We start from the raw sequence: 22347 nt of genomic DNA, 5'->3' as shown, positions 1-22347 counted from the left end.
TTTCTTTGGTTCGTTTCTTTTGACGCTTATCAAAAGAAATGAACTCGGCCGCGTAGCGGACGAAACGCTTTTGCTCTGCACAAGCAACGGCAACAGCAAAAGCCAAATGGATCCCAGCTTCCGCTGGGACGACGATCAAGCAAGAAGCTGGATGACCAGCCATCCGGCTGTTAAACACCCGGCTTCCACCGGAATGACAAATAGACAACTACTCAACCGTCACCGGCTGCTCACTCCAATCCTCAACACTCCCATCCCTCCCATACAACCGCAATCCCAGCCAATGCCGCCCCGGCGTCGCATCCCCCACATCGACACGCGCCCGATACCCGACATTCGGATGCAACGGATCGCTAGAAATCTTCCAATACGCCGCAGTCCCGGGACTCGGCAACCCATACTCGGCCTTGGCGACAACACGCCCGTCCATCAGCACATCCACGCGCGCGAGTCCGACGCCATCCTTGAACGCCCATCCCGACACTTCGAAGCGCTCGCCGACACGCGCATCGATCGCCGGCGCATCGATCCACGCCATCGCCGGCGCGGTGCACTTAGCCTTCGCCTGGCCCGCGGTCGTCTTGCCTTGTCGACCCTTGCCATCGAATGCGAACAACAGATACCGCTGCCGGCCATGATCGACATTCAACACCTTCGGCTTCGGCAGCGGCCCGACCTGCTCGCATAGCTGGTGATAGCGCTGCAACAGATTGCGGTATTCCACATCCGCCGCGCCCACCACCAGCAACACCGGCGCATCGCCCCAGTCGCTGCGGCCCCGGCTCTGCAATCCCCACAGCCGTAGCTGCGGTGCGCGCCCGTGCTCGCGATTGAGCGGATGATCGAGCACGCGGATGCGCGGATTGTCGAGCGCGAAGCCGAGTTCCGCGCCGATCTTGAAATTGTCGGCGACGATGCGCGTACCCGGCGGCATCCGTGCATGCTCGCTGCTCACCGCTATGGCCAGGCTGTCCCAGCCGGCGAAGTTGGAGGGATACCACTTCAGCGCCGCGCTGTCCTCGCGGAACGAAGGCGACGATACCAGCGCGTAATACCCAAGTGCGGCGGCCAGGCCAGACGCGACCACGATCCAGACCAGCCGCCGCAACCAAGGCGCCCAGGTGGAAAGCACGTGCGGCAGCAGCGGCAGCAATGCCAGATAACCCGGCAGCGGCCAATGGAAGCTCACGCGCTGCGTGTCGGCGAAGAAGCCGAGAATGAAGAATCCCAGTACCACCAGCCCGCCGGACCAGGCCAGATAGCGCACATCCTCCGAGACACTGCGCCGCCCTTTCCAGGCAGCCCAAATCAGCGCGACGAACAGCGGCGGCGTCACCAGCAGCCCCTGGATCGCCAGGAAAGAAAGACCGTCGGCATGGAACGCCCAGGGATGGCGATCGACGAGCTGGAAGCGCAATCCCGCCTCGGCATTGTCGAAGTTCCATGCCATCAACGGCGTCCAGGCCGCCGCGCCGAACGCGATCGCGATCCACACGCGCGGATCGAGCAGGGCTTGCCGCCCGCGCGGCAGCATCAGCAGCGCAATGAGTCCCACGCCGATCACGGCGATGAAACGGTAATGACTGAGCGCGCCGATCGCCAGACCGCACGCCAGCTGCAGGGCCGTCTCGTGACTCACGCCACGCAGCAATCGCGCGCCCGCATCCACGCATAACAGCGTGGCCAGCGCCATCGGCGCGTCGGGCAGCGCGAGCAGGCCGAGCGTTCCCGCCAACGGCAACAGCAATGTGGCGATGCCGGCCAGCCAGGCATTGCGACTGCCGAATTCTCGCGCGGTGATGCGCACCACCAGCCACGGCACGCAGGCGGCGATCATCAGGAACGGCAGCCGCAGCGCCAGCAGGCTCTTGCCGAACACCAACTCGCCGAGGCGGATCAGCCATGCAGTCAGGCCCGGCAGATCGGAATAGGCCCAGGCCAGGTGCCGGCTCTCCTGCCAGTAGAACGCTTCATCGACGAACAGCGGCAGGCGCGCGGCCATCGACACCTTGAGCAACGACACCGCCGCCCAGAGTGTGATGAACACCACTCGCATGTCGATCCTGTCCCGCATTCCGTCCCGCATTTCGCGTCGCAACCTCGCTACACTCGAATGAACCCACGAACAGCGACCCGCGCATGCCCGCATCCTCGGCTTCCCTCGCCATGCTAACCGACGACCTGCGCGAGTCGGTGAAACGCGCACAGTCGCAGGTCAACGCACTCGTCCTGGGCAAGCCGCACGAAGTGCAGCTGGCCTTCGTCGCCCTGCTCTCGGACGGGCACATGCTGATCGAGGACCTGCCGGGTCTCGGCAAGACGACGCTGGCACATGCGCTGGCGGCGACACTCGGGCTGGCCTTCCAGCGCGTGCAGTTCACCTCCGACCTGCTTCCTTCCGACATCATCGGCGTCTCGGTGTTCGACGCCCAGACGCGGCGCTTCGAGTTCCATTCAGGCCCGGTGTTCGCGCAGGTGCTGCTGGCAGATGAGATCAACCGCGCGCCGCCGCGCACGCAGAGCGCATTGCTCGAAGCGATGGCGGAGCATCAGGTCACGGTCGATGGCGTGACGCACGCGCTGCCGGAGCCATTCCTCGTCATCGCCACGCAGAACCCGGTCGACCTGGCCGGCACCTATCCCCTGCCCGATTCGCAACTCGATCGCTTCCTGTTGCGCCTCACCCTCGGCTACCCGAGCGAAGAGGCCGAGCGCGCGCTGCTGGCTGGCGGCGACCGGCGCGACATGATCGCGCAGACGATGCCGATTCTCGGTTCCGACGACGTGCTGCAACTGCGCGATGCGGTGTCGCATGTGCATGCCAGCGAGGCGCTGGTGCGTTACGTGCAGGCACTGCTGGCGCGCAGCCGGCATCATCCGGGCGTGCGCGTCGGGCTGTCGCCACGCGCGGGCATCGCGCTGCTGCGCGCGGCACGTGCATATGCGTTGCTGCTGGGCCGCAATCACGTACTGCCGGAGGACGTGCAGGCACTGTTCGCGCCGGTCGCCGCGCATCGACTGGTCGCCGATGCCGACGCGGGCGAGGATCGCGCACTGGCGAAGTCGATCCTGCACAGCGTGCCGGTGGATTAGTTTTCTCTTTTCTCGGGAAAAAAGAAAAACTCAGTTCTTTTTTTGGATCGCAAGATGCCGCCAGCGTTCGCATCGCTAGCAAAACGCCTCGCCCTGCTCGCGCGGCCACGGCGACCGGAATCGCTGCCGGTCGAATTCAATCGTCATCGCATCTACATCCTGCCGACCGGGTTCGGCTGGTTCTTCGCCATGCTGCTGCTGGCGATGGGCATCGGCGCGCTCAACTACAACAACAATCCGGCGCTGCTGCTCGGGTTGCTGCTAGCCGGTGCGGCCAACACCAGCCTGTTCGCGGCGCATCTGCAACTGAGCGGACTGCAGATCGTCGCCATCGACGCACAACCTGTCCCCGCCGGCATGGCGCTCGCGTTGCGCCTGCACGCGCGCGCGGCGCGCGGGCGCGGGCGACGCGGCCTGCGCGTCGATCTGGCCGGCAGCGAGGCGCGACTCTCCCTCGTCGAGGGCGCCGGCGAAACCGTGGTGATGGTGCCCACCACGCAACGCGGCTGGCTCGAACTCGGCCGCCTGCGCATCTCCACCACGCGCCCGCTCGGACTCGCGCGCGCCTGGACCTATCTCTGGCCCGACACGCCGCTGCTGGTCTACCCCGTCCCCGAGGCGCACGGTCCGCCGCTGCCGCAAGGGCGCGGCGAGAACGCGCGCGCACGTCTGCATCCTGCCGGCGAGGACATGCACCATCTCCGCGCGTATCGGCGTGGAGACGCGCGACGCGCCATCGCCTGGAAGCCTTCCGCGCGTCGTGGCGCGCTGCTGGTGCGCGAATACGAACAGCCGCAGAGCGCGGACATCGAACTCGACTGGCGCGACCTGTCCTCACTCGCCTACGAAGACCGCATCCGTCGGCTCGCGCGCTGGGTCGACGAGGCCGAACGCGAAGGTCGCCGCTACCGCCTGCTGCTGCCGGGACAACCTGCGCAGGGACCGGCGCGCGGCGTCGATCATCGCCATGCCTGCCTGCGTGCGCTCGCACTCATGCCACGACTGGAGCGCGACGATGGCCGCTCGCGCTGACACGATCTTCTCTTTATTCAGGGCGAAAGAGAAAACGCAACGCACCGCGCTCGATGCGCGCAGCCGCCTGTGGACCCTGCTCGCCGCGGCGGCATGCCTCCTGCCCTTGCTGCTACAGCTGGAAAGCCTCGCCTTGCCGATCGCCTGCATCGCGGTCGGCTGTGCGACGGTGGCGATGTCGCGGCGGCACGTGCTGCCCGGCTGGCTGCGCCTGCTGCTCGTATTGGCGCTGATCGGCTACGTGCTCACCTCGATGCGGTTCTCGTTCGGCCGCGACACCGGCTGTGCACTGCTCGCGGCGATGTTGGCGGTCAAGCCGGCGGAACTGCATGGCCTGCGCGATACGCGCAGCCTGATCGGCTTCGCGCTGTTCGCGCCGTTCGCGACCTTCCTGCTCGATCAGGGACCCGCGTCGCTGCTGCTCGGACTGCTCGGCGTGATCCTGGCGCTGGCGGCGTTGCTGCAGCTTTCGGATCTGGAATCCGGCGAATCGGCGGCCGCCGGCGACAACATCCGGGCGCATGCGCGACGATTCGTCACCGTGCTGCGCCTGATCGCGATCGGCCTGCCCTTGGCGCTGGCGGCATTCTGGCTGTTCCCGCGCATCAGCGCGCCGTTGTGGGGCGTGCCGGAACGCGTCGTGGCGCGGCCGGGATTGTCCGATCGTATGGCGCCGGGCGAGTGGATCGACTTCATGGCCGACGACCGCCCCGCCCTGCGCGTGAAATTCTTCGGCGCCGCACCGCCCACCTCGCAGATGTACTGGCGCGGCCCGGTGCTCTGGGATTTCGACGGACGCGCCTGGACGCGACCGGCGTGGCCCACGGGCCTGCGCCCGGCACCGACGACACGCCGGAAGACCATTTGGGATTACGAGATCGAAGTCGAACCGACCGATCGGCGACAGCTGGTCGCGCTCGATCTGCCCTTGTCCTCGCCCCTGGGCACGACACTGGACTTCGACCACAGCATGCAGGCGCAGCGGACGCTCTCGTCGCTGACACGCTGGCACTTGCGCTCGGCCGAACCGCAAACCTACCAGCCGCAACTGTCGCCCGAGACGCGCGCGATCGCATTGCGTCTGCCGCCCGGCTACAACCCGCGCACGCTGGCGCTGGCGCGGCAATGGCGACAATCCGCCGGAACCAACGACGATGCCATCGTGCAGCGCGCCTTGTCGTGGATCGGGCGCGATTTCATCTACACCCTCGATACGCCCCTGCTCGGCCACGATTCGGTCGACGAATTCCTGTTCGAGCAAAAGCGCGGCTTCTGCGAGCACTTCAGCTCCGCCTTTGTGGTGTTGATGCGCGGCGCGGGGATTCCCGCGCGTGTGGTCACCGGCTACGCCGGCGGCTATCACAACCCCTACGGTGACTACTGGCTGGTGCGCAATTCCGACGCGCATGCCTGGAGCGAAGTGTGGCTGTCCGGACGCGGCTGGGTACGGGTCGACCCCACCGCCGCGGTGGCGCCGGAACGCATCTACGACACCCTCGCCGACCGCGCACCGGGTGTGCTGGGCTCGTTCACCGGGCTCGCGCCGGTCTTCGACATCGGCGATTGGCTGCGGCGCGGCTGGAACGACCTCGTGCTCGGCTTCGACGCCACGCGCCAGCAACGCCTGCTGCAGCCACTGGGTATTGACCATCTCGACGACAGCGCCCTGATCGCGCTCTTCGCCGGCGTGGCCGGACTCGCCCTGGGCTGGATGCTGTGGCTCACCACGCGCCGCGAGCGCGAACGCGATCCATTGCTGCGTGCCTGGCACACCCTGGGCGCGCGCTATGCCCGGCTCGGTTTCGCACGCGAACCGCACGAGCCGGCGAACGCCTGGGCCGCGCGCATTGCCCGATCGCTGCCGGAACGGCCACAATCGGCGCAGTTGCCGGCGCTCAGCGCCCGTTTCGCCGATTGGCGCTACGCTCGGCACGACGCGCATCGACAGGGGTTGCGCGATCTCGTCCACGACCTGCGTCGGCACCGCCCCTGACCGATAACGGAGACACCCGATGCATCTGGGCAGTAGAAAAACACGCTCGCTCGCCTTGGCCGGCCTCGTCTGCGCCCTCGCCGCCTGCGCCTCGCAACCGAAGCCGCTGCAGGGCGAGTACACCCAGATCACACCGCGCGAAGCCGCCGAACGCGACAGCGTCGGCGCCACCGTGCGCTGGGGTGGCCGCATCGTCCAGGTCGAGCCGAAGGAGAACACCACCTGCTTCGAGATGATCTCCACCCGACTGGATGTCTACGGCCGTCCCTACTGGGCCGAGGACGACACCGGCGGCCGCTTCATCGCCTGCCGTACCGGGTTCTATGATCCGGCGATCTTCGAGAAGAATCGTGATGTGACCTTCACGGGGCGGATCGACAGTTACGAGAATCGTCGAATCGGTGGTTACAGCTACCGGTTCCCGCATGTCGAGGCGGATGTGGTGTATCTGTGGCCGAAGCGTGAGCGGGTGAATGTGGTGACGCGGCCGGCGCCGTGGCCGTGGTGGGGGTGGTGGTGATCGGGCTTCGGGTTTTCGCTTACGGTGTGTTCGTTCTTTAAAGCAAAGGCGTTTCGCCCCTGACGGGGCGAGTTCATTTCTTTTGGTAAGCCCCAAAAGAAACGAACCAAAGAAAAACGCTTTTCTCGACAAATCAATCCCATGACGGGAAGCGCCCCAGGATTTTCCGACTCGTCATCCATGGCTCGGTCGGAAAACGGCGGGCTTCCTGCCCGCCGCCCTTCGGGTCTAGATGGAATCGTGGCTCGCAAGGTTTAGCAGCCAAGAGCAAAAACTTTGCTCGGCTTTGCCTCGCCTTTCTCTTCTAAAGATGCTTGAACGCCCTCACCAGCCGGAGACCCGGAGGGCGGCGCACAGGGATGTGCGCCGTTTTTCGACCGAGCCATGGATGGCGAGTCGAAAAATCCCGATAGCAACGAAACACTGGGGCTGCTTCGTCGGGAAAAGCGTTTTTCTTTGGTTCGTTTCTTTTGACGCTTATCAAAAGAAATGAACTCGGCCGCGACAGCGGACGAAACGCTTTTGATCTTCACAAGCCAACTGCAACAGCAAAAGCCAAATGGATCCCAGCTTTCGCTGGGACGACGATCATGCGAGAAGCTGGATGACCAGCCATCCGGCTGTTAAACACCCAGCTTCCGCCGGAATGACGAGCCCCAAAACTACCTTATGCAGGCGTCCCAAACCGCCCAAGCTGCGCCCCCGCCAAAAGATGCAGATGCAACTGAAACACCGTCTGCCCCGCATGCCGATTGCAATTCATCACAATGCGATAACCATCCTCGGCAAACCCCTGCTCCTTCGCATAACGCGCAGCGGCAACCGCAAGCCGCCCGATGATCTCGGGCCGATCCGCAGGCAGATCATTCAAGGTCGCCACCGTCTCCTTCGGCACGAACAGCACATGCACCGGCGCCTGCGGCATGATGTCGCGAAAGGCGATCAGATCATCGTCCTCGTACACGACTTCGGCCGGAATCTCCCGGCGGATGATCTTGTGAAAGATGGTGTCCTCAGCCATGCCGCGGCTCCTGTGATGATTTCAGGATGGATTCTGTCACACCGGCCGCGATGCATGCCGGCCGTCTCGGCGCCGCCTTATCGCGGCATTTCGCTGCGTGTGCCGAAGGCGTGCGAAAGCGTGCCGCGATCCACGTATTCCAGTTCGCCGCCCAGCGGCACGCCGTGCGCAAGCCGACTCGGCCGCACGTCGTGCTGGCGCGCGAGCTGGGCGAGATAGTGCGCGGTCGCCTCGCCTTCCACCGTCGGGTTGGTGGCGATGATCAACTCCTGCACTTCGCCTTCCGCCAGACGCTCGGCCAATTGATCGAGGCCGAGTTCGCGCGGGCCGATGCCGTCGAGCGGACTCAGGCGCCCCTGCAGGATGAAGTACAGCCCGCGATACCCGGTGGCCTGTTCGATGGCGAGGCGGTCGGCCGGCGATTCCACGATGCACAGCTGGTGTGCATCGCGCGACGGGCTCGCGCAGGTGGCGCACAGTTCGGTCTCGCTGAAATCGCGGCAGCGCACGCAATGGCCGATGCGCTCGATCGCCTGGCCGAGCGTCTCGGCGAGGCGCTTGCCGCCTTCGCGCTCGCGCTCCAGCACGTGATAGGCCATGCGTTGCGCGGTCTTCTGCCCGACACCCGGCAGGACGCGGAAGGCTTCGATCAGGCGTTCGAGCAGGGAGGTGGTCATGCGGTGGTTCTGTCTTCGCGGAAAGTCAGGCGGCGTCCGAAACCTTGAAGCGCGCGCCGCAATGCATGCACGCGAACTCCTGCCTCCTGACCACATCCACCACCACGCGCGCCCAACCGTCCACGCCGGTCGCCGTCGGGACGCTCGGATGCAGTTTCGCGAATCCCTGGATGGTCGGATGCTTGCCGCAATGCGGACATTTGTGCGCGAGGGCGAATCCCAGGTGGATCAGCGCGGCCAGCATGAAGGCCGTGCTGGCGCCGATGATCGCGCCAAAGATCTGCACCTTCAGCACGATCGCGGCCAGGAACAGGACGATGGCCAGCCCCAGCAATCCCCACGCGGCCACCGCCGAATAGGCATCGATCTTGATGAGCCGCGATTGCGGGTAGACCTGCATGGTCCAGGTTTCCTGTCCGAGTTTCCTGCGATGCCGGAACGCAATCAGAACGGCAGCTTCATTCCCGGCGGCATCTGCATGCCGGCGGTCGCGGCCGACATCCTCGCCTGCGATTCGGTGTTGACCTTGTTGACCGCGTCGTTGAACGCGGCCGCGATCAGGTCTTCGGCCATTTCAGGATCGGTCAGCACGCTCGGATCGATGCGCACCTTGCGGCACTCCATGCGTCCGGTGATGGTGATGTTGACCATGCCGCCGCCGGCATTGCCGGTGACTTCGAGGCTGGCGAGCTCTTCCTGCGCGCGCTGCATGTTTTCCTGCATCTTCTGCGCTTGCTGCATGAGCTGGGCGATGTTTCCACGCATGTCGGTGTTCTCTCTGAAGTGGTTCTAGGTAGTTCTAGTCTTCGTAGGGACGGATCGAGTCCGGCACAAGTTTGGCGCCTTGCTGCGACATCAGCCGCTGCACGTCCGGATCGGACAGGAAGGCATTCTCGGCCGCGTTCTGGCGCTCGTCGCGCTGGCGCGCGTTGCGCTCGTGCAGGGTTTCGGTGACGGTCGTGGCCGCCTCGAACTGGATCTTCGGCACCCCGCCGAGGTGCGCGCCGAGGCTTTCGGCGAGCTGCGCGACCAGGAACGGGGCTTTGAGGTGATCGTCGGATTCGGGGAGCGACAGCCGCAGCACGTTGTCGGCGTGCGACACGAAACCCGCGTGCGAAGCCAGCTCCTTCACCGGGCCGCGCAGATTCAGGCCGGCGACCAGGTCGAGCCAGCGCGCACCGTCGATGGCAATGGACGATGCCGGAACGGCGGGCGGTGCCGGCTTCGGCGGCGCTGCCGCTGGCGGCCTCGGCATCGGGGGTTCTGGTGTGGGCGCGGGCGTAGGCACGGCTGAAGGTCTGGCAGCGGCGGGCGGCGGCGAGGAAGCACGCGGTGCCGCGACCCCGGCAGCTTCCAGCGCAGCCTTGGCTGCGGCAGGCCCGGAGACCTGCGACTGCGCCGATGCCACCGTCTGCGTCCCGCCCTCGGCCGGCCGGAACGCCAACATGCGCAGCACGCTCATCTCGAAGCCGGCGCGTGGGCTGGGCGCAAACGGCAGATCGCGGCGCCCGTTCAAGGCCATCTGATACCAAAGCTGCACCACTTCAGGACGCAGCTGCCCGGCCAAGGCCTCGACGTCGCTGCCATCGGCCTCAGCGTACTCGTTGTTCGCACTTCCCGGCACCAGCTGCTTCACCTGGATCCGGTGCAAGGCGTCGGCCAGGGCGTCGAGGACGCCGGACCAGTCGGGCGAAAACTCCGCCAGCGCTTCGACTTCCTTCAGCAGCGCCTGTCCGTCGCCGCCGCTCAAGGCGCCTAGCAATGCGCCGACACGGGTGCGGTCGACCGTGCCGAGCATTGTCGCCACCGCGCCGTCGGACAGCGTGCCCACGCCACTTCCAGCCCCCGTGTAGGCGATGGCCTGGTCCAGCAGCGACAGGCCGTCACGCAGGCTGCCGTCGGCGGCCTTCGCCAACTGCCGGATCGCGCCGGGCTCGGCGGCGATGTCCTCGGCCTCGAGAATCCTGGTGATCTGGCCACGGATTTGCCCTTCGTCCAGCCGCTTCAGGTTGAACTGCAGGCAGCGCGAGAGCACGGTCACCGGCAATTTCTGCGGATCGGTGGTGGCGAGCAGGAATTTCACATGCCCCGGCGGCTCCTCCAGCGTCTTCAGCAGCGCGTTGAAGGCCGACTTGGACAGCATGTGCACTTCGTCGATCAGATAGACCTTCACGCGGCCGCGCGAGGGCATGTACTGGGCGTTGTCGATCACCTCGCGGACATCGTCCACACCGGTGTTGGAGGCGGCGTCGATCTCGAGCAGGTCGATGAAGCGGCCGGCGTCGATGTCGCGACAGGCGTTGCATTCGCCGCAGGGCTCGGCCGAGGTGCCGCGCTCGCAGTTCAGGCTCTTGGCGAAGATGCGCGCGATGGTCGTCTTGCCGACCCCGCGGGTGCCGGTGAACAGGAAGGCGTGGTGCACGCGGCCGGAATCCAGCGCATTGGTCAGCGCGCGGACCACGTGCTCCTGGCCTACCAGTTCGGCGAAACGCTTGGGACGCCACTTGCGGGCGAGGACGAGGTAGGACATGGGGGCATTTTGCCATGCGCAGGTCTCGTGGACCGCGACATTTCCAGCTCGCTTGTCCCAAATGCCTGTCGCGGCTAGAATTTGCGCCCCGAATCAGGCCCCGTGCCGGCTTCGGACCCGATGTGGAGAGGTCGAGCGGCGCCTCAAGCGCCGCGAGGGCGAGGCATGGATGCCGAGCGGCGATGCTCCATGGATGGACGAGTCCGTAAAGTTCCAGATTGATGAAGTAATGCGGAGAGGTGTCCGAGTGGTTGAAGGAGCACGCCTGGAAAGTGTGTAAGCGTCTAAACCGCGCTTCGGGGGTTCGAATCCCCCTCTCTCCGCCAGTTTCAAAAGCGCGTCGCGATGCGAGCGCAAGTCTCTATGGTGGCCCCGTCGGCCCCTCGCGACGCTAGATCGAAAATCCCGCCAGGGCCGGAAGGCAGCAACGGTATCGATTGACGCGGGCGCCGAGGTTAGTTGGCGGGGCCATCGCCCTTTTCGTGCTTTGCATGAAAAACCCAAGATTTGCGGAGCACATCTTGGGCCTCGGCGATGTGCTTCCGATCCCCGCCCCTTCGGGGCGCCCCCTTACCAAGGGGGCTTTTCCCCAGAAAGTTTCAAGAAGGATGGGACGAACCGGCGTGTGGCGCGTCCGCGATGCCCACTACGCGCCATGAGCACCGCCATCCCCGCCGTCCGGGCACCGGCCGATCCGCAGGGCGAAGCGTTGCACCGACATTTCGGTGAGGGAAGTTGCTCCCTGAGCGAGCTCGGACTCAGGCGGCCGGCGGCTCCGGATGCAACCAGTCAGCCGCGCCGTCGACATAGCGCTCGTGCTTCCAGATCGGCACGCGCGCCTTCACCTCATCGATGATGAAACGGCAGGCGGCGAAGGCCGCATCACGATGTCCGGCCGACACGCCGACCCACACCGCCAGATCACCGATCGCCAGATCGCCGACGCGATGCACGCAACACGCGTCCGCGATCTCGAATTTCGCCAGGGCCTCGCCCAGCACGCGCTCGCCTTCGGCTTCCGCCAGCGCTACGTAGGCTTCGTAGCGCAAACCATGCACATCGCGCCCTTCGTTGTGGTTGCGCACCCAGCCCTCGAAGCTGGCGAACGCACCGGCTTCGCCGCGCACGAGCGCGGCGCGCAGCGGCACGATGTCGAACGGCGCTTCGGCGAGCGTGAATTTCTTCATGGACTCACCCTCCCGATACCGGTGGAATAAAAGCCACCTCGCTACCTTCGCGAAGCGGTTCTTCCCAACGCGCGAACGCGCCGTCGACCGCCACCCGCAAGCGCCCGACCGGCAGGACGAAACCGTGACGCGCCTGGAGCGTTTCGTAAAGCCCGCGCAGATCGGAGGCATCCGATCCGATCGTCTCGCTCGTCACGCCGGCGGTATCACGCAGGATGGCGAAATAAAGCACCGTCACCTGCGTCATCAGACCGTCTTCCCGAAATCACGCTTGCCGCCACGCTTGCCCAGCAGTTTCGCCGGCCCCAGCACGATGGCGTGCGACAAGGCCTTGCACATGTCGTAGACCGTCAGCGCCGCGACGGTGGCGCCGGTCAGCGCCTCCATCTCGACGCCGGTGCGGTGCGTGGTCTTCACCGCGCATTCGATGTCCAGATCGCGCTCGCCACTCCAATCGATGCCGATGCGAATCCCGTCGATCGGCAGCGGATGGCAGAACGGGATCAACTCGTGCGTGCGCTTCACCGCCAGCGTCCCCGCCACGATGGCCGTCTCGACGATACCGCCCTTGGCACTCTTCAGGCCGCTCTTGCGCAATTGATGGGCGACATCCAGCGGAAAACGCACGCGGCAGGACGCGACGGCCTCGCGCGCGGTGACGGCCTTGGCGGACACATCGACCATGGCGGGACGGCCCTTGGGGTCGAGGTGCGTCAGTGCGTTTTTTCTGCTCATGCCGCCATGCTCCAGCGCAACCCATACCCAGGCTCGCTGGGACCGAACAGGAAGTGTAATACGCGGCGCGCACCGTTCGGTTGCTTCGCCTTGGAAGAGGCATGCAGCAGCAAAGGCCGCATCAACAGCAGATCCCCAGGCTCGGCCAGGCACTCGACCCGGCCTTCGGCCGCATCCAGCGCACGTGTCCGCGCCTGATCCAGCCGGCCGTGGCGGTGCGACCCGGGAACGACGCACACAGGACCATCGCCATCCCGGCACGGATCGAGATGCAACCGCACCGCCAGCATCGTCTGCATCAATTCGATCGGCGGCTGCACGAAGTGCACGCCCTCCTTGCTCGACCAACCCGACAAGGCCACATGATCGATCTTTGCGGCAACCGGTATCGCGAGATCCTGATGCAATGCGACTTTCCAGTTCCGAGAATCCGACTTCTTGAACAGCGTGCATTGCACAGAAACCGCATCCGTAGCCAGCAGCCCTTGTTGTGACAAAGTCACCCGTAGGCGATCGGCCAACTCCCGACACCAGGCCATCGAAAGCAAATTTCGCGTACCGGCTCCACGGAATTCAAACACATCTATCTGAGCGCCGATCCGGGAGACGTCCTCTACCGGCAGGCAGGCGCGAGCCATCAGAAACCCGGCACTTTCCAGCGCATCACCAGGCATCGCTCACCCACCGATCAAGAACATTTCCACATGCTTGCGCGGCGCATCGGCGCGGCCACGCAGTTCGCTGTAGCGATCGGCGCGCCGCTTCCAGAATCCGGTGAGATGTTCGGCGAAAGCGGCTTCGCCCTGCGCCAGCAAGGGCCGCAGCGGCGTGCCGGTGGCGGCAAACAGGCAGGTGAAGAGCTGGCCGTCGGCGGACACGCGGGCGCGATGGCAGTCGCCGCAGAACGGCTCGCTGACCGAGCTGACGAATCCGATTTCGCCACCGCCATCCTCGAAGGCGTAGCGCGAGGCGACTTCGCCGCGATAGTTGGCATCGAGCGGACGCAGCGGCCAGCGCGCATGGATGCGGTCGCGCAGTTCGAGCGATGGCACCACCCGCGCGCGATCCCAGCCGTTGCAGGTGCCGACGTCCATGTATTCGATGAAACGCACGATGTGGCCGGTGCCTCGGAAACGTTCGACCAGGGTCAACGCCTCGTCTTCGTTGATGCCACGCTGCATCACGCAGTTGAACTTCAGGCGCTCGAAGCCGGCGGCCTCCGCCGCTGCAATTCCGGCGAGCACATCCTCGACCGTGCCGCGATCACCGGACAATTTGCGGAACAGTTCCGGATCGAGCGCGTCGAGGCTGATGGTGATGCGACGCAAACCCGCCTGGCGCAAGGCGCGCGCATGACGCGCGAGCAGCGAACCATTGGTGGTCAGCGCCAGATCCTCGATTCCCGGGATCGCGGCCAGGCGCGCGATCAGATCCGGCAATCCCTTGCGCAGCAACGGCTCGCCGCCGGTGATGCGCAATTTGTGCATGCCCAACCGCGTGAAACCGCGCACCAGGGTTTCGATTTCGTCGAAGGACAGTCGCGACGCGGCATCCAGGCCGTAATCGTCGGGCACTTGGTCGGCCGGCATGCAGTAGCCGCAACGGAAGTTGCAGGCCTCGATCACCGACAGGCGCAAGTCGTGGATGGGACGGCCGAGGCGATCCAGCGGAGCGGCGGCGGGCTGGAGGACGGCGTTCATGCTGGTTGGACCCGTTCGGCCGTCGGTTCGTTCAACGCCAGCACCTCGCCGGGATGTCCGATCCGATAGCCGCGCGCAGCGAGCGCCTCGCCATCGGCCGCCCCCGCGTAGTGGTAGAACACGCAGCGCGCCAGCAGCTCCGGCGGATACTCGCGTTCCAGATCGTCGATGCCGCTGTGCGAAGGATTGCCGCGCAGCGCGCAGTCATGGGCGACCAGTTCGTCGGCGTCGGCGTATCGGGCCAGCATTTCGGGGATCGGGCGGGTATCGCCGCTCCACACCAGGCTACCGCGCAAGCGTAGGCCATAGGCGGTCTCCGGCCAATGATGGCGCACCGGGAAGACTTCCAGGCGCACCCCGTCATGCCAGAAGGCCTCGCCGACCGGGATCAGCTGGAAGGCATCCCAGAAATTGGTCCCGCCTTCGGCCGACACATTCGGATAGTCGGCGACGCGCGCGTGCAGCAGCGGCACCACGCGCGCCGGCACGTACAGGCGGGTTTTCTCGGCACGCGGCGCGACGAAATAGTCGGCCACGAACAGGCGCTCGAAGCCGGCGACGTGATCCAGGTGCACGTGGGTGACGAACAATGCCCGCGGTGTCGTGCCGTAATGCGCCTGATAGGCGGTGAGGCCTTCGGCACCGCAGTCGATGGCGAGCCAGGGCGCGCCATCGCGCTCGATCGTCGCCATCGGCGATCCGAGTTCGACCGCCGAGGCATTGCCGACGCCTTGGAAACGCAGGGACCAGTTCATCACACCGGGCATGATGCCCTAGATTCCTTTCGCCCAGCGGGCATCGTAGGCCGCGCGCAGCCGTGCAAAATCGGCACGCACCGTTTCGATGCTGCGCTCACCGCGCAGTTTCAGCAGCGAACGCTCCAGCCGCGCCAGATTGCGCGAGCGCCAGCCGGTGGCCGGAATGTGCATCGTGCTGCGGTCGAAATCGATCAGCCAACCCTTGCCGGCCTCGTCGAAGAGGATGTTGTGCGCGTTGAGATCGGCGTGGTCGAGGCCTTCGCGGTGGAAGCGCGCGATCAACTCGCCCGTCGCCTTCCAGGGCGCGTCGCTCTCGTCGGCGAGATCGGCCAGCGAACGCACGCCGGTCAGCCGCTCCAGCAGGATCGAGGCGCGGTAGGTCATGCCCTCGCGCACGTAGCAGGCCGCGATCGGGTGCGGCACGGGCAGGCGGCGCTTCAACAGTTCGCGCAACAGGCGAAATTCGGCAAAGCTGCGCACGCGGTCGGCGCCACGCCACAGGTAGCGGTCGCGGCTGAACTTCGCCGCCCAGCCGCCGCGCAGATAGTGACGCAGCACGCAAGGGCCGTGGCTGGCATCGATGAACCAGGCGCCGCCACGGCCGCCTTGCCCCACCAATTGCGCGCGATCGCCCCACCCGGCCGGATCGAACCAGCGCGGGTCGACTTGCCGCAGCTGCGTGGCGTCGAACAGAATCGAGCCGTAACCGCGACCGGCACGGAACGGCGTCAAGCTTTCGGTGGCGTCGAATACAGCCATCCTTGCGAGTCTAACGTGTCCAAGCTTTCCGCCCCACCCCGTTCCCTCTGCCTGCTGCGCCTCTCGGCGCTGGGCGACGTCACCCATGTGGTGCCGCTGGTGCACACCCTGCGCAAGGCCTGGCCGCAGCTGGCGCTGACCTGGGTGATCGGCAAGGGCGAATTCCGGCTGCTGGAAGGGCTGGAAGGCGTGGAATTCGTCGTCTACGACAAGAAATCCGGATGGGCCGGCATGCGCGCGCTGCGCCGGGAACTGCGCGAACACATCGGCCCCGGCAAGCGCTTCGACGCGCTGATGCAGATGCAGGTAGCCGCGCGTGCCAACCTGCTCTCGGCATTCATTCCGGCGACGCGCCGCATCGGCTACGACAAATCCCGGTCGAAGGACCTGCACGGGTTGTTCGTCAACGAGCGCATTCCCGATCGCCCAGGCATCCACGTGCTCGACGCAATCGGCAGCTTCTGCGAGCCGCTCGGACTGAAGCAGGAAGAAGTCGTCTGGAACCTACCGGTGCCGGACGAGGCGCGCGCATGGGCGCGCGCGCAATGGCCCGACTCGCATGACGCTGGAATTCCGACCCTGATGATCTCCCCGTGTTCCAGCCACACATTGCGCAACTGGCGCAGCGAACGCTATGCCGCGGTCGCCGATCACGCCGTCAAGCGCGGCTGGCGCGTCGTGCTGTGCGGCGGGCGCAGCGAGCTGGAACGCAACACCGCCGACGCCATCCTCGCGGCGATGCGCCACCCCGCCCTCGATCTGGTCGGCAAGGACACGCTGAAGCAGCTACCCGCGCTGCTCGAACGCGCGGACCTGCTCATGACGCCGGATTCCGGCCCCATGCACATCGCCAATGCAATGGAAACAAAGGTGCTGGGGCTGCATGCGGCCAGCAATCCCGCGCGCAGCGGGCCGTACTCGGACCGGCGGTATTGCGTCGATCGCTACGACGATGCGGCGCGCAAGTATCTCGGCAAACCCGCGAGCGAGCTCAAGTGGGGAACGAAGATCGAGCACGACGGCGTGATGGATCTGGTGACCGTCGACGATGCGATCGCGGCGTTCGAACGCTACGCCACCGCTTCCTGAAAGCACATGCTCACAAGCTTGCGGTTTCGATCTGCAGCCGTCGCCAGATCGATAATTGCGTGCGCTGACGGCGACGCTCCCGATAAACCGCTGCGATCAGGGCCAGAACCACCATCAGTGTCGCAGCGGCCACCTGCCCCGCGGTCCAGCTCTCGTGGCGTCCGGTCAATGCGTCCACCGCGATAAACACCAGGCAGGCAGCGACTGAATTGCACGAGAGACTGCAAAGCACCTTCATCCGGTTAAGCGTATTGCGCGAGGAAGGATCCGCCGCCTCGAGATATTCGCGCATGCGCCGATCGACATCATGGAAGACGGATGTCGACATCTGTGCCGCATCTGGCAAGGTCACTCCCTCGCTACGTTGAAGACGGGCCGAAAGAAACGCGATTGCCGGCGTCCAAGCTCCGCGCAAGCGCGGCCAAACGATGCTTTGGGCAATGCCGTAGATCACGCGCCCCAAGGGGCTCAATGCCAAGCCGAGGACGTAAGCCCCTGCGAACCAGGTTGGCAGCGTCAGTTCCGGCGCCTGTTCGCGCAACAAACGAAACCCGGCCGGATTACGCAGGATCAAAGCCGTCAACAGCAACCCGCCCGGACACAGCCAGGCGAGCAGATCATCGTAGAGCCACATCCAGGTCGCACGAGGCTTTTCCTTGCCCATCGACAACCTCCTTGGTATCGGTTCAACGTTTCAAGCCAGGTCCGTAATCCTGGTAGGACTTTTCTTCGACATAGGCCGAGCCCAGCGCCAGATTGATGTCCTTCTTGATCCGCGCCCGCTCGTCGTTCTCGATGTAGACGCTGCGCGCGAGTCGGATGAATTCCTCGTCGAAGGCCTGCGCCTTCTCCTTGATGCGGATATCGTCCTCGATCACCCACAGGCGCTCGTTGACGGCCTTCAGGTCCGTGCGCAGTTGCACGATGTCCTGGCCGGCGGCGGGGTGCGCCATCCACGTCGTTTCCAGCGCCGACAGCTCGTTGCGGACGTTGGCCAGCTTGGCCGGATCGGACATGCGCTCGGACTTGATCTGCAGGATGGCGATCTTGTCGAGCAGTTCGCCGAAGGAAACGGGGACGAGGATTTCGGACATGAGGGACGATCGGATGAGAGGGCCGCCAGTTTACGCCCCCTGCCTTGTCGGGTCTGGCCCCGGCCCGTATCATGGCAACCCCATTGCGTCGGCCCAACGTCGCTTCGGGCGCCGGCAAGGACGGCGACGCACAGGCTCCAGAGGATGGATGCCGCACATCGGAGAGGTGGCAGAGCGGTTGAATGTACCTGACTCGAAATCAGGCGTACGTTAATAGCGTACCGAGGGTTCGAATCCCTCCCTCTCCGCCAGATACGTGAAGCGCCCCGCAAGGGGCGTTTTGCGTATCTGGCGGGGAGGAAGATTTGGATGAGAGTCCAAAGGTTCGACAAATTCGTCTGGAACGAATTTGGACAGCCGCAGGCTGGCCCCGCAGGCGCATCGCGCCGGAGGGGTGAGGCCCATGGATGGGCCGAACAATCCCCCTCTCCGCCAGAATCGCAAAAAACGTCCCGAACGGGGCGTTTTTCGTTCGCGGGCACGCCGCGGTTGCCAGCACCGGCACTGGCCTGCAAACTGCATCATTGCGATGAACCGCCCCCAACTGACCGACCGCTATCGCCGCGCATGATCGACTCATGATCGAGTTTGGACACCTCACCCATGTCGGCCTCAGGCGCGAACTGAACGAGGACACCTATTACGGCGACAGCGAGCTGGGGCTGTGGCTGGTGGCCGACGGCATGGGCGGACACGAATACGGCGAGGTCGCGAGCGCACTGGCGCGCGAGGTGATCGTGCGCGAGATCCGCCACGGCAAGCCGCTGGCGATGGCGATCCGCATCGCCGACGAGGAGATCATCGGCGCCTCGCGCAGGCGTAGCGACGCATTGCCGATGGGCACCACCGTCGTGGCCGCGCGCGTGGTCAACGGCCGCTTCGAGGTCGCCTGGGTCGGTGACAGCCGGGTCTATCTGTGGCACGGCGGCAAGCTGGCGCAGTTGTCGCAGGATCACAGCTACGTGCAGGAATTGATCTCGCAAGGCACGATCAGCGTCGATCAGGCGCGCGTGCATCCGCAGCGCAACGTGGTGACGCAGGCGCTGGGCGTGACCGATCCGCAGTCGTTGAACGTCGAGACCATGTCGGGCGAGTTCACGGCCGGCATGCAACTGTTGTTGTGCAGCGATGGATTGACCGAGGAAGTCGACGATCCCGGCATCTCACGCGTGCTTGCGCATACCGAGTGCAGCGCGCAGGAATGCGTGGACGGGCTGGTGGCCGCGGCACTGGATCATGGCGGCTCGGACAACGTCACCGTGGTGCTGGTGCGGAAGCTGTAAGGCTCGCTGCAAGCGACCACAGCCTCGTCATCCCAGCGAAAGCTGGGATCCATTTGAGCGAAGATCAAAATGGGTCCCAGCTTTCGCTGGGATGACGGATGGAAATATCTGTGCCCAAAATGCTCTGCCGCCCTAACTTTCCCAGAGACAGGTCCCGGCTTTCTTGCGGATGACGTCCAGCCGAGCCGCATGCGCGGCGAGCTCCTCCTCGGTCACCAGCACGCGCGGCCTCGGACCGAGCGCCGCATCCGCGATCACCATACTGGCGCTGCGCTTTTCCTCGGCATCGGGACTGCCGAAGCCGATTTCGCTCTGCCCGGCGGTCAGCGCCAGATAGACCTCGGCCAGCAGTTGCGCGTCGAGCAGCGCGCCGTGCAATTGGCGGTGTGCGTTGTCCACGCCCAGGCGTTTGCACAGGGCATCGAGTGAATTGCGCTGCCCCGGATAGCGCTGGCGCGCCATATCCAGGGAATCCTCAACGCTCACGCGATCCTGCATGCGCCCGTAACGGTCACCCAACAGCGAAAGTTCGTGATTGAGGAAGCCGATGTCGAACGCGGCGTTGTGGATGATCAGCTCGGCGCCGTCGATGAATTCCAGGAAGGCATCGGCGATTTCGGCGAAGCGCGGCTTGTCGGCCAGGAATTCCAGCGTCAATCCCGTCACTTCCTGCGCGCCGGGTTCAAACTCGCGATCGGGATGGATGTACTGATGGTAGGTGCGGCCGGTGGGACGGCGCTCCATCAATTCCACGCAGCCGATTTCGACGACGCGATTGCCCTTCTTCCATTCCAGACCGGTGGTTTCGGTGTCGAGCACGATCTGGCGCATTAGACGTTGACTCCTTCCTTCCATTTGATGGCCTCGGCGCGCGCCAGCGCGTCGACGCGTTCGTTGTCCGGATCACCGGAATGGCCCTTCACCCAATGCCATTCGATGCGGTGGCGCAGCGTGGCGGCGTGCAGGCGCTCCCAGAGGTCGCGGTTCTTGACCGGATCGCCGCCGGCGGTCTTCCACCCGCGCCGCACCCAGCCCGGCATCCATTCTGTGATGCCCTGACGCACATACTGCGAATCGGTGGTCAGCGCGACGATGCAGGGTTCGGTGAGGGTTTCCAGGGCGATGATCGCGGCCATCAGCTCCATGCGGTTGTTGGTGGTCATGGCCTCGCCGCCGGCCAGCTCGCGCTCGCGGGTGCCGTAGCGCAGCAGCGCCGCCCAGCCGCCTGGGCCGGGGTTGCCAAGGCAGGCTCCGTCGGTGTGGACTTCGATTTCCTTCATGAATCCAGAAACTCTCGATATGCGGCCGGCGCTCCATGAGAGCCAGGCAGCCGCAGCGGCAGGCGCCGGCGCATGGGCGTCAGCGGCATGCTGCGCTTGTCGGCACGCACGGCGTAGGCCGCGCGCAGGCCCGGGCCATCCTGGGGATGTTCGGACACCAGCGGCTTCCAGCTCGGCCCGATGCCCTGCGAGACCGGCTCGGGCGCCAGCCCGACCGCGCGCAGGCGGCGGCGCCAGGTCAGCGGCTCCGAGGCGCGCAGGCCGGCGCCGCGCCAGCGCCAGCGGTACGGGGCCAGCGGGTTCAGGGCGAACAGCCACAGCCGGCCGCCCGGGACCAGCACGCGCGCGCATTCGGCCAGCAGGGCGTTGCCGGCACCGTCGGGCCGGGCGACGTGCTGGAGCACGACCACGCCGATCGACTCGTTGGCCAGGGGCAGCGGCAGGCCGCAGTGGATATCGCCGGAGAAGGCCGTCTGCTTGCCATCGGCAGCGCGGGACACCGCCAGCTTGAGGCCGCGACCGACGATGTCGAGAGGCTGGACCAGTGGCGCCAGCCAGAGCCAGGGCAGCGCCGGACGCTCGGCCACGGCCCGTTCGACGGTGGCTTGCTCGCTTTCCAGCAGGATCAGTCCCGGAGGGGTCCCGAACCAGCCGTCGGCGCTGTCGGGTTGACCGGGGGATAGGGATGGGGGCATGGTCGCAATTCTACGGGAGTCACATGCGGATCCCTCCGCAAGAGCCCGCACACCTCACCACGCTGACGGCGTGGTTCGATGTGCGGACTTTCCAACAGAGCGCCCCCCATGCAGTTGCAGGCCCTGCCGGCATTCGCCGACAACTACATCTGGATGCTGCGCGATGACGCCGGCCGCGCGCTCATCGTCGATCCCGGCGACGCCGAACCGGTCCTGGCCGCGGTTTCGGACGGCCTGGCGCCTGTCGGCATCCTCCTCACCCACCACCACGACGACCACATCGGCGGCGTGGTGGCGCTGCGCCAGCGCTGGCCTGACCTGCCCGTCGTGGCCCCGGCGGACGACCGGATCGCCATCACCAGCCGCCGCGTCGGGGATGGCGAGCGCGCCCGGATCGCGGACTGGGAGTTCTCGGTCATCGCCGTCCCGGGCCACACCGTGAGCCATCTGGCGTTCCACGCCGCGGACGTCGGCGGCCACGGCCTCCTGTTCAGCGGCGACACCCTCTTCAGCCTCGGTTGCGGACGGCTGTTCGAAGGTACGCCCGCGCAGATGCTGGCCTCACTGGACCGCCTGGCCGCCCTTCCCGGCGAGACCCGCGTCTGCTGCGGCCACGAGTACACCATGTCCAACGCCGCCTTCGCGCGCGTGGTCGAACCCGACAACCCGGCGCTCCTGCGCCGTATCGAAGAGGCCCAGGCCATGCGCAACGCCGGACAACCCAGCCTGCCGAGCACGATCGCGGTCGAACGTGAGACCAATCCGTTCCTGCGTGTCGACGCGCCCGGCGTGCGCGCCGCCGTCGAAAACCAGGCCGGTCAGGCCGGAAACGACCGCGTCGCCACCTTCGCCGCGTTGCGGCGCTGGAAGGACGGGTTCCGCGCATGAAACGCGGTCCGGG

General features: G+C 65.8%; 25 protein-coding genes, 2 tRNA genes and 1 other RNA gene. 10 read left to right on the top strand and 18 right to left on the bottom strand.

Translation table 11 applies throughout. The features are described from left to right. Positions 1-208: 208 nt before the first annotated feature. Complete coding sequence (locus AC1RNP_RS16920) at positions 209-2056, bottom strand: ArnT family glycosyltransferase (RefSeq protein ID WP_493052448.1); 1848 nt, start codon at positions 2054-2056, stop codon at positions 209-211. Between the two features lie 83 nt (positions 2057-2139). Between AC1RNP_RS16920 and AC1RNP_RS16915 the strand changes: the two genes are divergently transcribed. The 4 genes from AC1RNP_RS16915 to AC1RNP_RS16900 are packed head-to-tail and all read left to right on the top strand — an operon-like array spanning position 2140 to position 6638. Next, positions 2140-3093: an AAA family ATPase gene (locus AC1RNP_RS16915; protein WP_493052446.1), complete on the top strand. Its 954-nt coding sequence runs from the start codon at positions 2140-2142 to the stop codon at positions 3091-3093. A gap of 54 nt (positions 3094-3147) precedes the next feature. After that, positions 3148-4125 carry a DUF58 domain-containing protein gene (locus AC1RNP_RS16910; RefSeq protein ID WP_493052444.1) on the top strand — a complete coding sequence of 326 codons (978 nt, stop codon included), beginning with the start codon at positions 3148-3150 and terminating at the stop codon, positions 4123-4125. Further along, complete coding sequence (locus AC1RNP_RS16905) at positions 4109-6118, top strand: transglutaminase TgpA family protein (RefSeq protein ID WP_493052443.1); 2010 nt, start codon at positions 4109-4111, stop codon at positions 6116-6118. Before AC1RNP_RS16910 ends, AC1RNP_RS16905 begins: the two co-directional genes overlap by 17 nt. Before the next feature lie 19 nt (positions 6119-6137). Continuing rightward, positions 6138-6638, top strand: coding sequence for a Slp family lipoprotein (locus AC1RNP_RS16900; protein WP_493052442.1), 501 nt, complete (start codon positions 6138-6140; stop codon positions 6636-6638). Positions 6639-7305: 667 nt separating this feature from the next. On the opposite strand, the gene AC1RNP_RS16895 is transcribed toward AC1RNP_RS16900, so the two are convergent. From AC1RNP_RS16895 to dnaX, 5 genes are all read right to left on the bottom strand, one after another. Further along, positions 7306-7659 (bottom strand): histidine triad nucleotide-binding protein, encoded by a 354-nt coding sequence (locus AC1RNP_RS16895; protein ID WP_493052441.1) that lies wholly within the window; start codon positions 7657-7659, stop codon positions 7306-7308. A gap of 77 nt (positions 7660-7736) precedes the next feature. Continuing rightward, positions 7737-8336, bottom strand: a complete 600-nt coding sequence (recR, locus tag AC1RNP_RS16890; RefSeq protein ID WP_493052440.1) for a recombination mediator RecR — start codon at positions 8334-8336, stop codon at positions 7737-7739. A gap of 25 nt (positions 8337-8361) precedes the next feature. After that, complete coding sequence (locus AC1RNP_RS16885; protein WP_493052439.1) at positions 8362-8736, bottom strand: hypothetical protein; 375 nt, start codon at positions 8734-8736, stop codon at positions 8362-8364. Between the two features lie 44 nt (positions 8737-8780). Beyond that, positions 8781-9101, bottom strand: a complete 321-nt coding sequence (locus AC1RNP_RS16880; protein WP_226470496.1) for a YbaB/EbfC family nucleoid-associated protein — start codon at positions 9099-9101, stop codon at positions 8781-8783. A gap of 34 nt (positions 9102-9135) precedes the next feature. Next, on the bottom strand, positions 9136-10866 hold the full coding sequence (gene dnaX / locus AC1RNP_RS16875) for a DNA polymerase III subunit gamma/tau (RefSeq protein ID WP_493052438.1): 1731 nt from the start codon (positions 10864-10866) through the stop codon (positions 9136-9138). 233 nt (positions 10867-11099) lie between these two features. On the opposite strand from dnaX, the gene AC1RNP_RS16870 reads away from it, so the two are divergent. Then, a tRNA-Ser gene (locus tag AC1RNP_RS16870) sits at positions 11100-11192 on the top strand. Positions 11193-11238: 46 nt separating this feature from the next. Then, positions 11239-11335: signal recognition particle sRNA small type (gene ffs, locus AC1RNP_RS16865), an RNA gene on the top strand. 289 nt (positions 11336-11624) lie between these two features. Here the strand turns inward: ffs and AC1RNP_RS16860 are convergent. From AC1RNP_RS16860 to AC1RNP_RS16830, 7 genes are read right to left on the bottom strand one after another with little or no spacing between them, the layout of a single operon-like run. Next, positions 11625-12053: a molybdenum cofactor biosynthesis protein MoaE gene (locus AC1RNP_RS16860; protein ID WP_493052437.1), complete on the bottom strand. Its 429-nt coding sequence runs from the start codon at positions 12051-12053 to the stop codon at positions 11625-11627. A gap of 4 nt (positions 12054-12057) precedes the next feature. Next, positions 12058-12303 carry a MoaD/ThiS family protein gene (locus AC1RNP_RS16855; RefSeq protein ID WP_493052454.1) on the bottom strand — a complete coding sequence of 82 codons (246 nt, stop codon included), beginning with the start codon at positions 12301-12303 and terminating at the stop codon, positions 12058-12060. After that, on the bottom strand, positions 12300-12788 hold the full coding sequence (moaC, locus tag AC1RNP_RS16850; RefSeq protein WP_493052436.1) for a cyclic pyranopterin monophosphate synthase MoaC: 489 nt from the start codon (positions 12786-12788) through the stop codon (positions 12300-12302). Before moaC ends, AC1RNP_RS16855 begins: the two co-directional genes overlap by 4 nt. Beyond that, entirely contained in the window at positions 12785-13462 is a 678-nt protein-coding gene (locus AC1RNP_RS16845; RefSeq protein WP_493052435.1) for a phytanoyl-CoA dioxygenase family protein, read from the bottom strand. Before AC1RNP_RS16845 ends, moaC begins: the two co-directional genes overlap by 4 nt. Positions 13463-13465: 3 nt before the next feature. After that, positions 13466-14488 (bottom strand): GTP 3',8-cyclase MoaA, encoded by a 1023-nt coding sequence (moaA, locus tag AC1RNP_RS16840; RefSeq protein WP_493052433.1) that lies wholly within the window; start codon positions 14486-14488, stop codon positions 13466-13468. Beyond that, complete coding sequence (locus tag AC1RNP_RS16835) at positions 14485-15243, bottom strand: MBL fold metallo-hydrolase (RefSeq protein WP_493052453.1); 759 nt, start codon at positions 15241-15243, stop codon at positions 14485-14487. Before AC1RNP_RS16835 ends, moaA begins: the two co-directional genes overlap by 4 nt. Positions 15244-15261: 18 nt before the next feature. Next, positions 15262-16005: a 3-deoxy-D-manno-octulosonic acid kinase gene (locus tag AC1RNP_RS16830; RefSeq protein WP_493052432.1), complete on the bottom strand. Its 744-nt coding sequence runs from the start codon at positions 16003-16005 to the stop codon at positions 15262-15264. A gap of 15 nt (positions 16006-16020) precedes the next feature. On the opposite strand from AC1RNP_RS16830, the gene AC1RNP_RS16825 reads away from it, so the two are divergent. Continuing rightward, complete coding sequence (locus AC1RNP_RS16825) at positions 16021-17094, top strand: glycosyltransferase family 9 protein (protein ID WP_493052431.1); 1074 nt, start codon at positions 16021-16023, stop codon at positions 17092-17094. 10 nt (positions 17095-17104) lie between these two features. On the opposite strand, the gene AC1RNP_RS16820 is transcribed toward AC1RNP_RS16825, so the two are convergent. Both AC1RNP_RS16820 and AC1RNP_RS16815 read right to left on the bottom strand, forming a co-directional pair. Next, the gene (locus tag AC1RNP_RS16820) at positions 17105-17758 is read right to left on the bottom strand and encodes a hypothetical protein (protein ID WP_493052429.1); all 654 of its coding nucleotides are present in this window, start codon (positions 17756-17758) and stop codon (positions 17105-17107) included. Positions 17759-17780: 22 nt separating this feature from the next. Then, positions 17781-18188 carry a DUF6165 family protein gene (locus AC1RNP_RS16815; protein WP_493052428.1) on the bottom strand — a complete coding sequence of 136 codons (408 nt, stop codon included), beginning with the start codon at positions 18186-18188 and terminating at the stop codon, positions 17781-17783. Between the two features lie 160 nt (positions 18189-18348). Between AC1RNP_RS16815 and AC1RNP_RS16810 the strand changes: the two genes are divergently transcribed. Continuing rightward, positions 18349-18439 (top strand) — tRNA-Ser (locus AC1RNP_RS16810). A 327-nt stretch (positions 18440-18766) separates the two neighbouring features. Then, complete coding sequence (locus tag AC1RNP_RS16805; RefSeq protein ID WP_493052427.1) at positions 18767-19471, top strand: PP2C family protein-serine/threonine phosphatase; 705 nt, start codon at positions 18767-18769, stop codon at positions 19469-19471. A gap of 132 nt (positions 19472-19603) precedes the next feature. Here the strand turns inward: AC1RNP_RS16805 and dnaQ are convergent, their stop codons facing one another. Genes dnaQ through AC1RNP_RS16790 form a run of 3 tightly spaced genes read right to left on the bottom strand, consistent with a single transcriptional unit; the run spans position 19604 to position 21446 of the window. Continuing rightward, positions 19604-20302: a DNA polymerase III subunit epsilon gene (gene dnaQ, locus AC1RNP_RS16800; protein ID WP_493052426.1), complete on the bottom strand. Its 699-nt coding sequence runs from the start codon at positions 20300-20302 to the stop codon at positions 19604-19606. After that, entirely contained in the window at positions 20302-20751 is a 450-nt protein-coding gene (rnhA, locus tag AC1RNP_RS16795; protein WP_493052425.1) for a ribonuclease HI, read from the bottom strand. Before rnhA ends, dnaQ begins: the two co-directional genes overlap by 1 nt. Beyond that, positions 20748-21446 (bottom strand): hypothetical protein, encoded by a 699-nt coding sequence (locus AC1RNP_RS16790; protein ID WP_493052424.1) that lies wholly within the window; start codon positions 21444-21446, stop codon positions 20748-20750. The genes rnhA and AC1RNP_RS16790 overlap by 4 nt, the downstream gene beginning before the upstream one ends. A gap of 108 nt (positions 21447-21554) precedes the next feature. Here AC1RNP_RS16790 and gloB point away from each other — a divergent pair, with 108 nt between their 5' ends. Then, positions 21555-22334, top strand: coding sequence for a hydroxyacylglutathione hydrolase (gene gloB, locus AC1RNP_RS16785; RefSeq protein ID WP_493052423.1), 780 nt, complete (start codon positions 21555-21557; stop codon positions 22332-22334). The last annotated feature ends 13 nt before the right edge of the window (positions 22335-22347 follow it).

It is taken from the genome of Luteimonas sp. GW821-FHT14E02 (assembly GCF_058803905.1).
The sequence above is the reverse complement of the archived record's forward strand: the minus strand, read 5'-3'. Positions and strand labels throughout refer to the sequence as shown.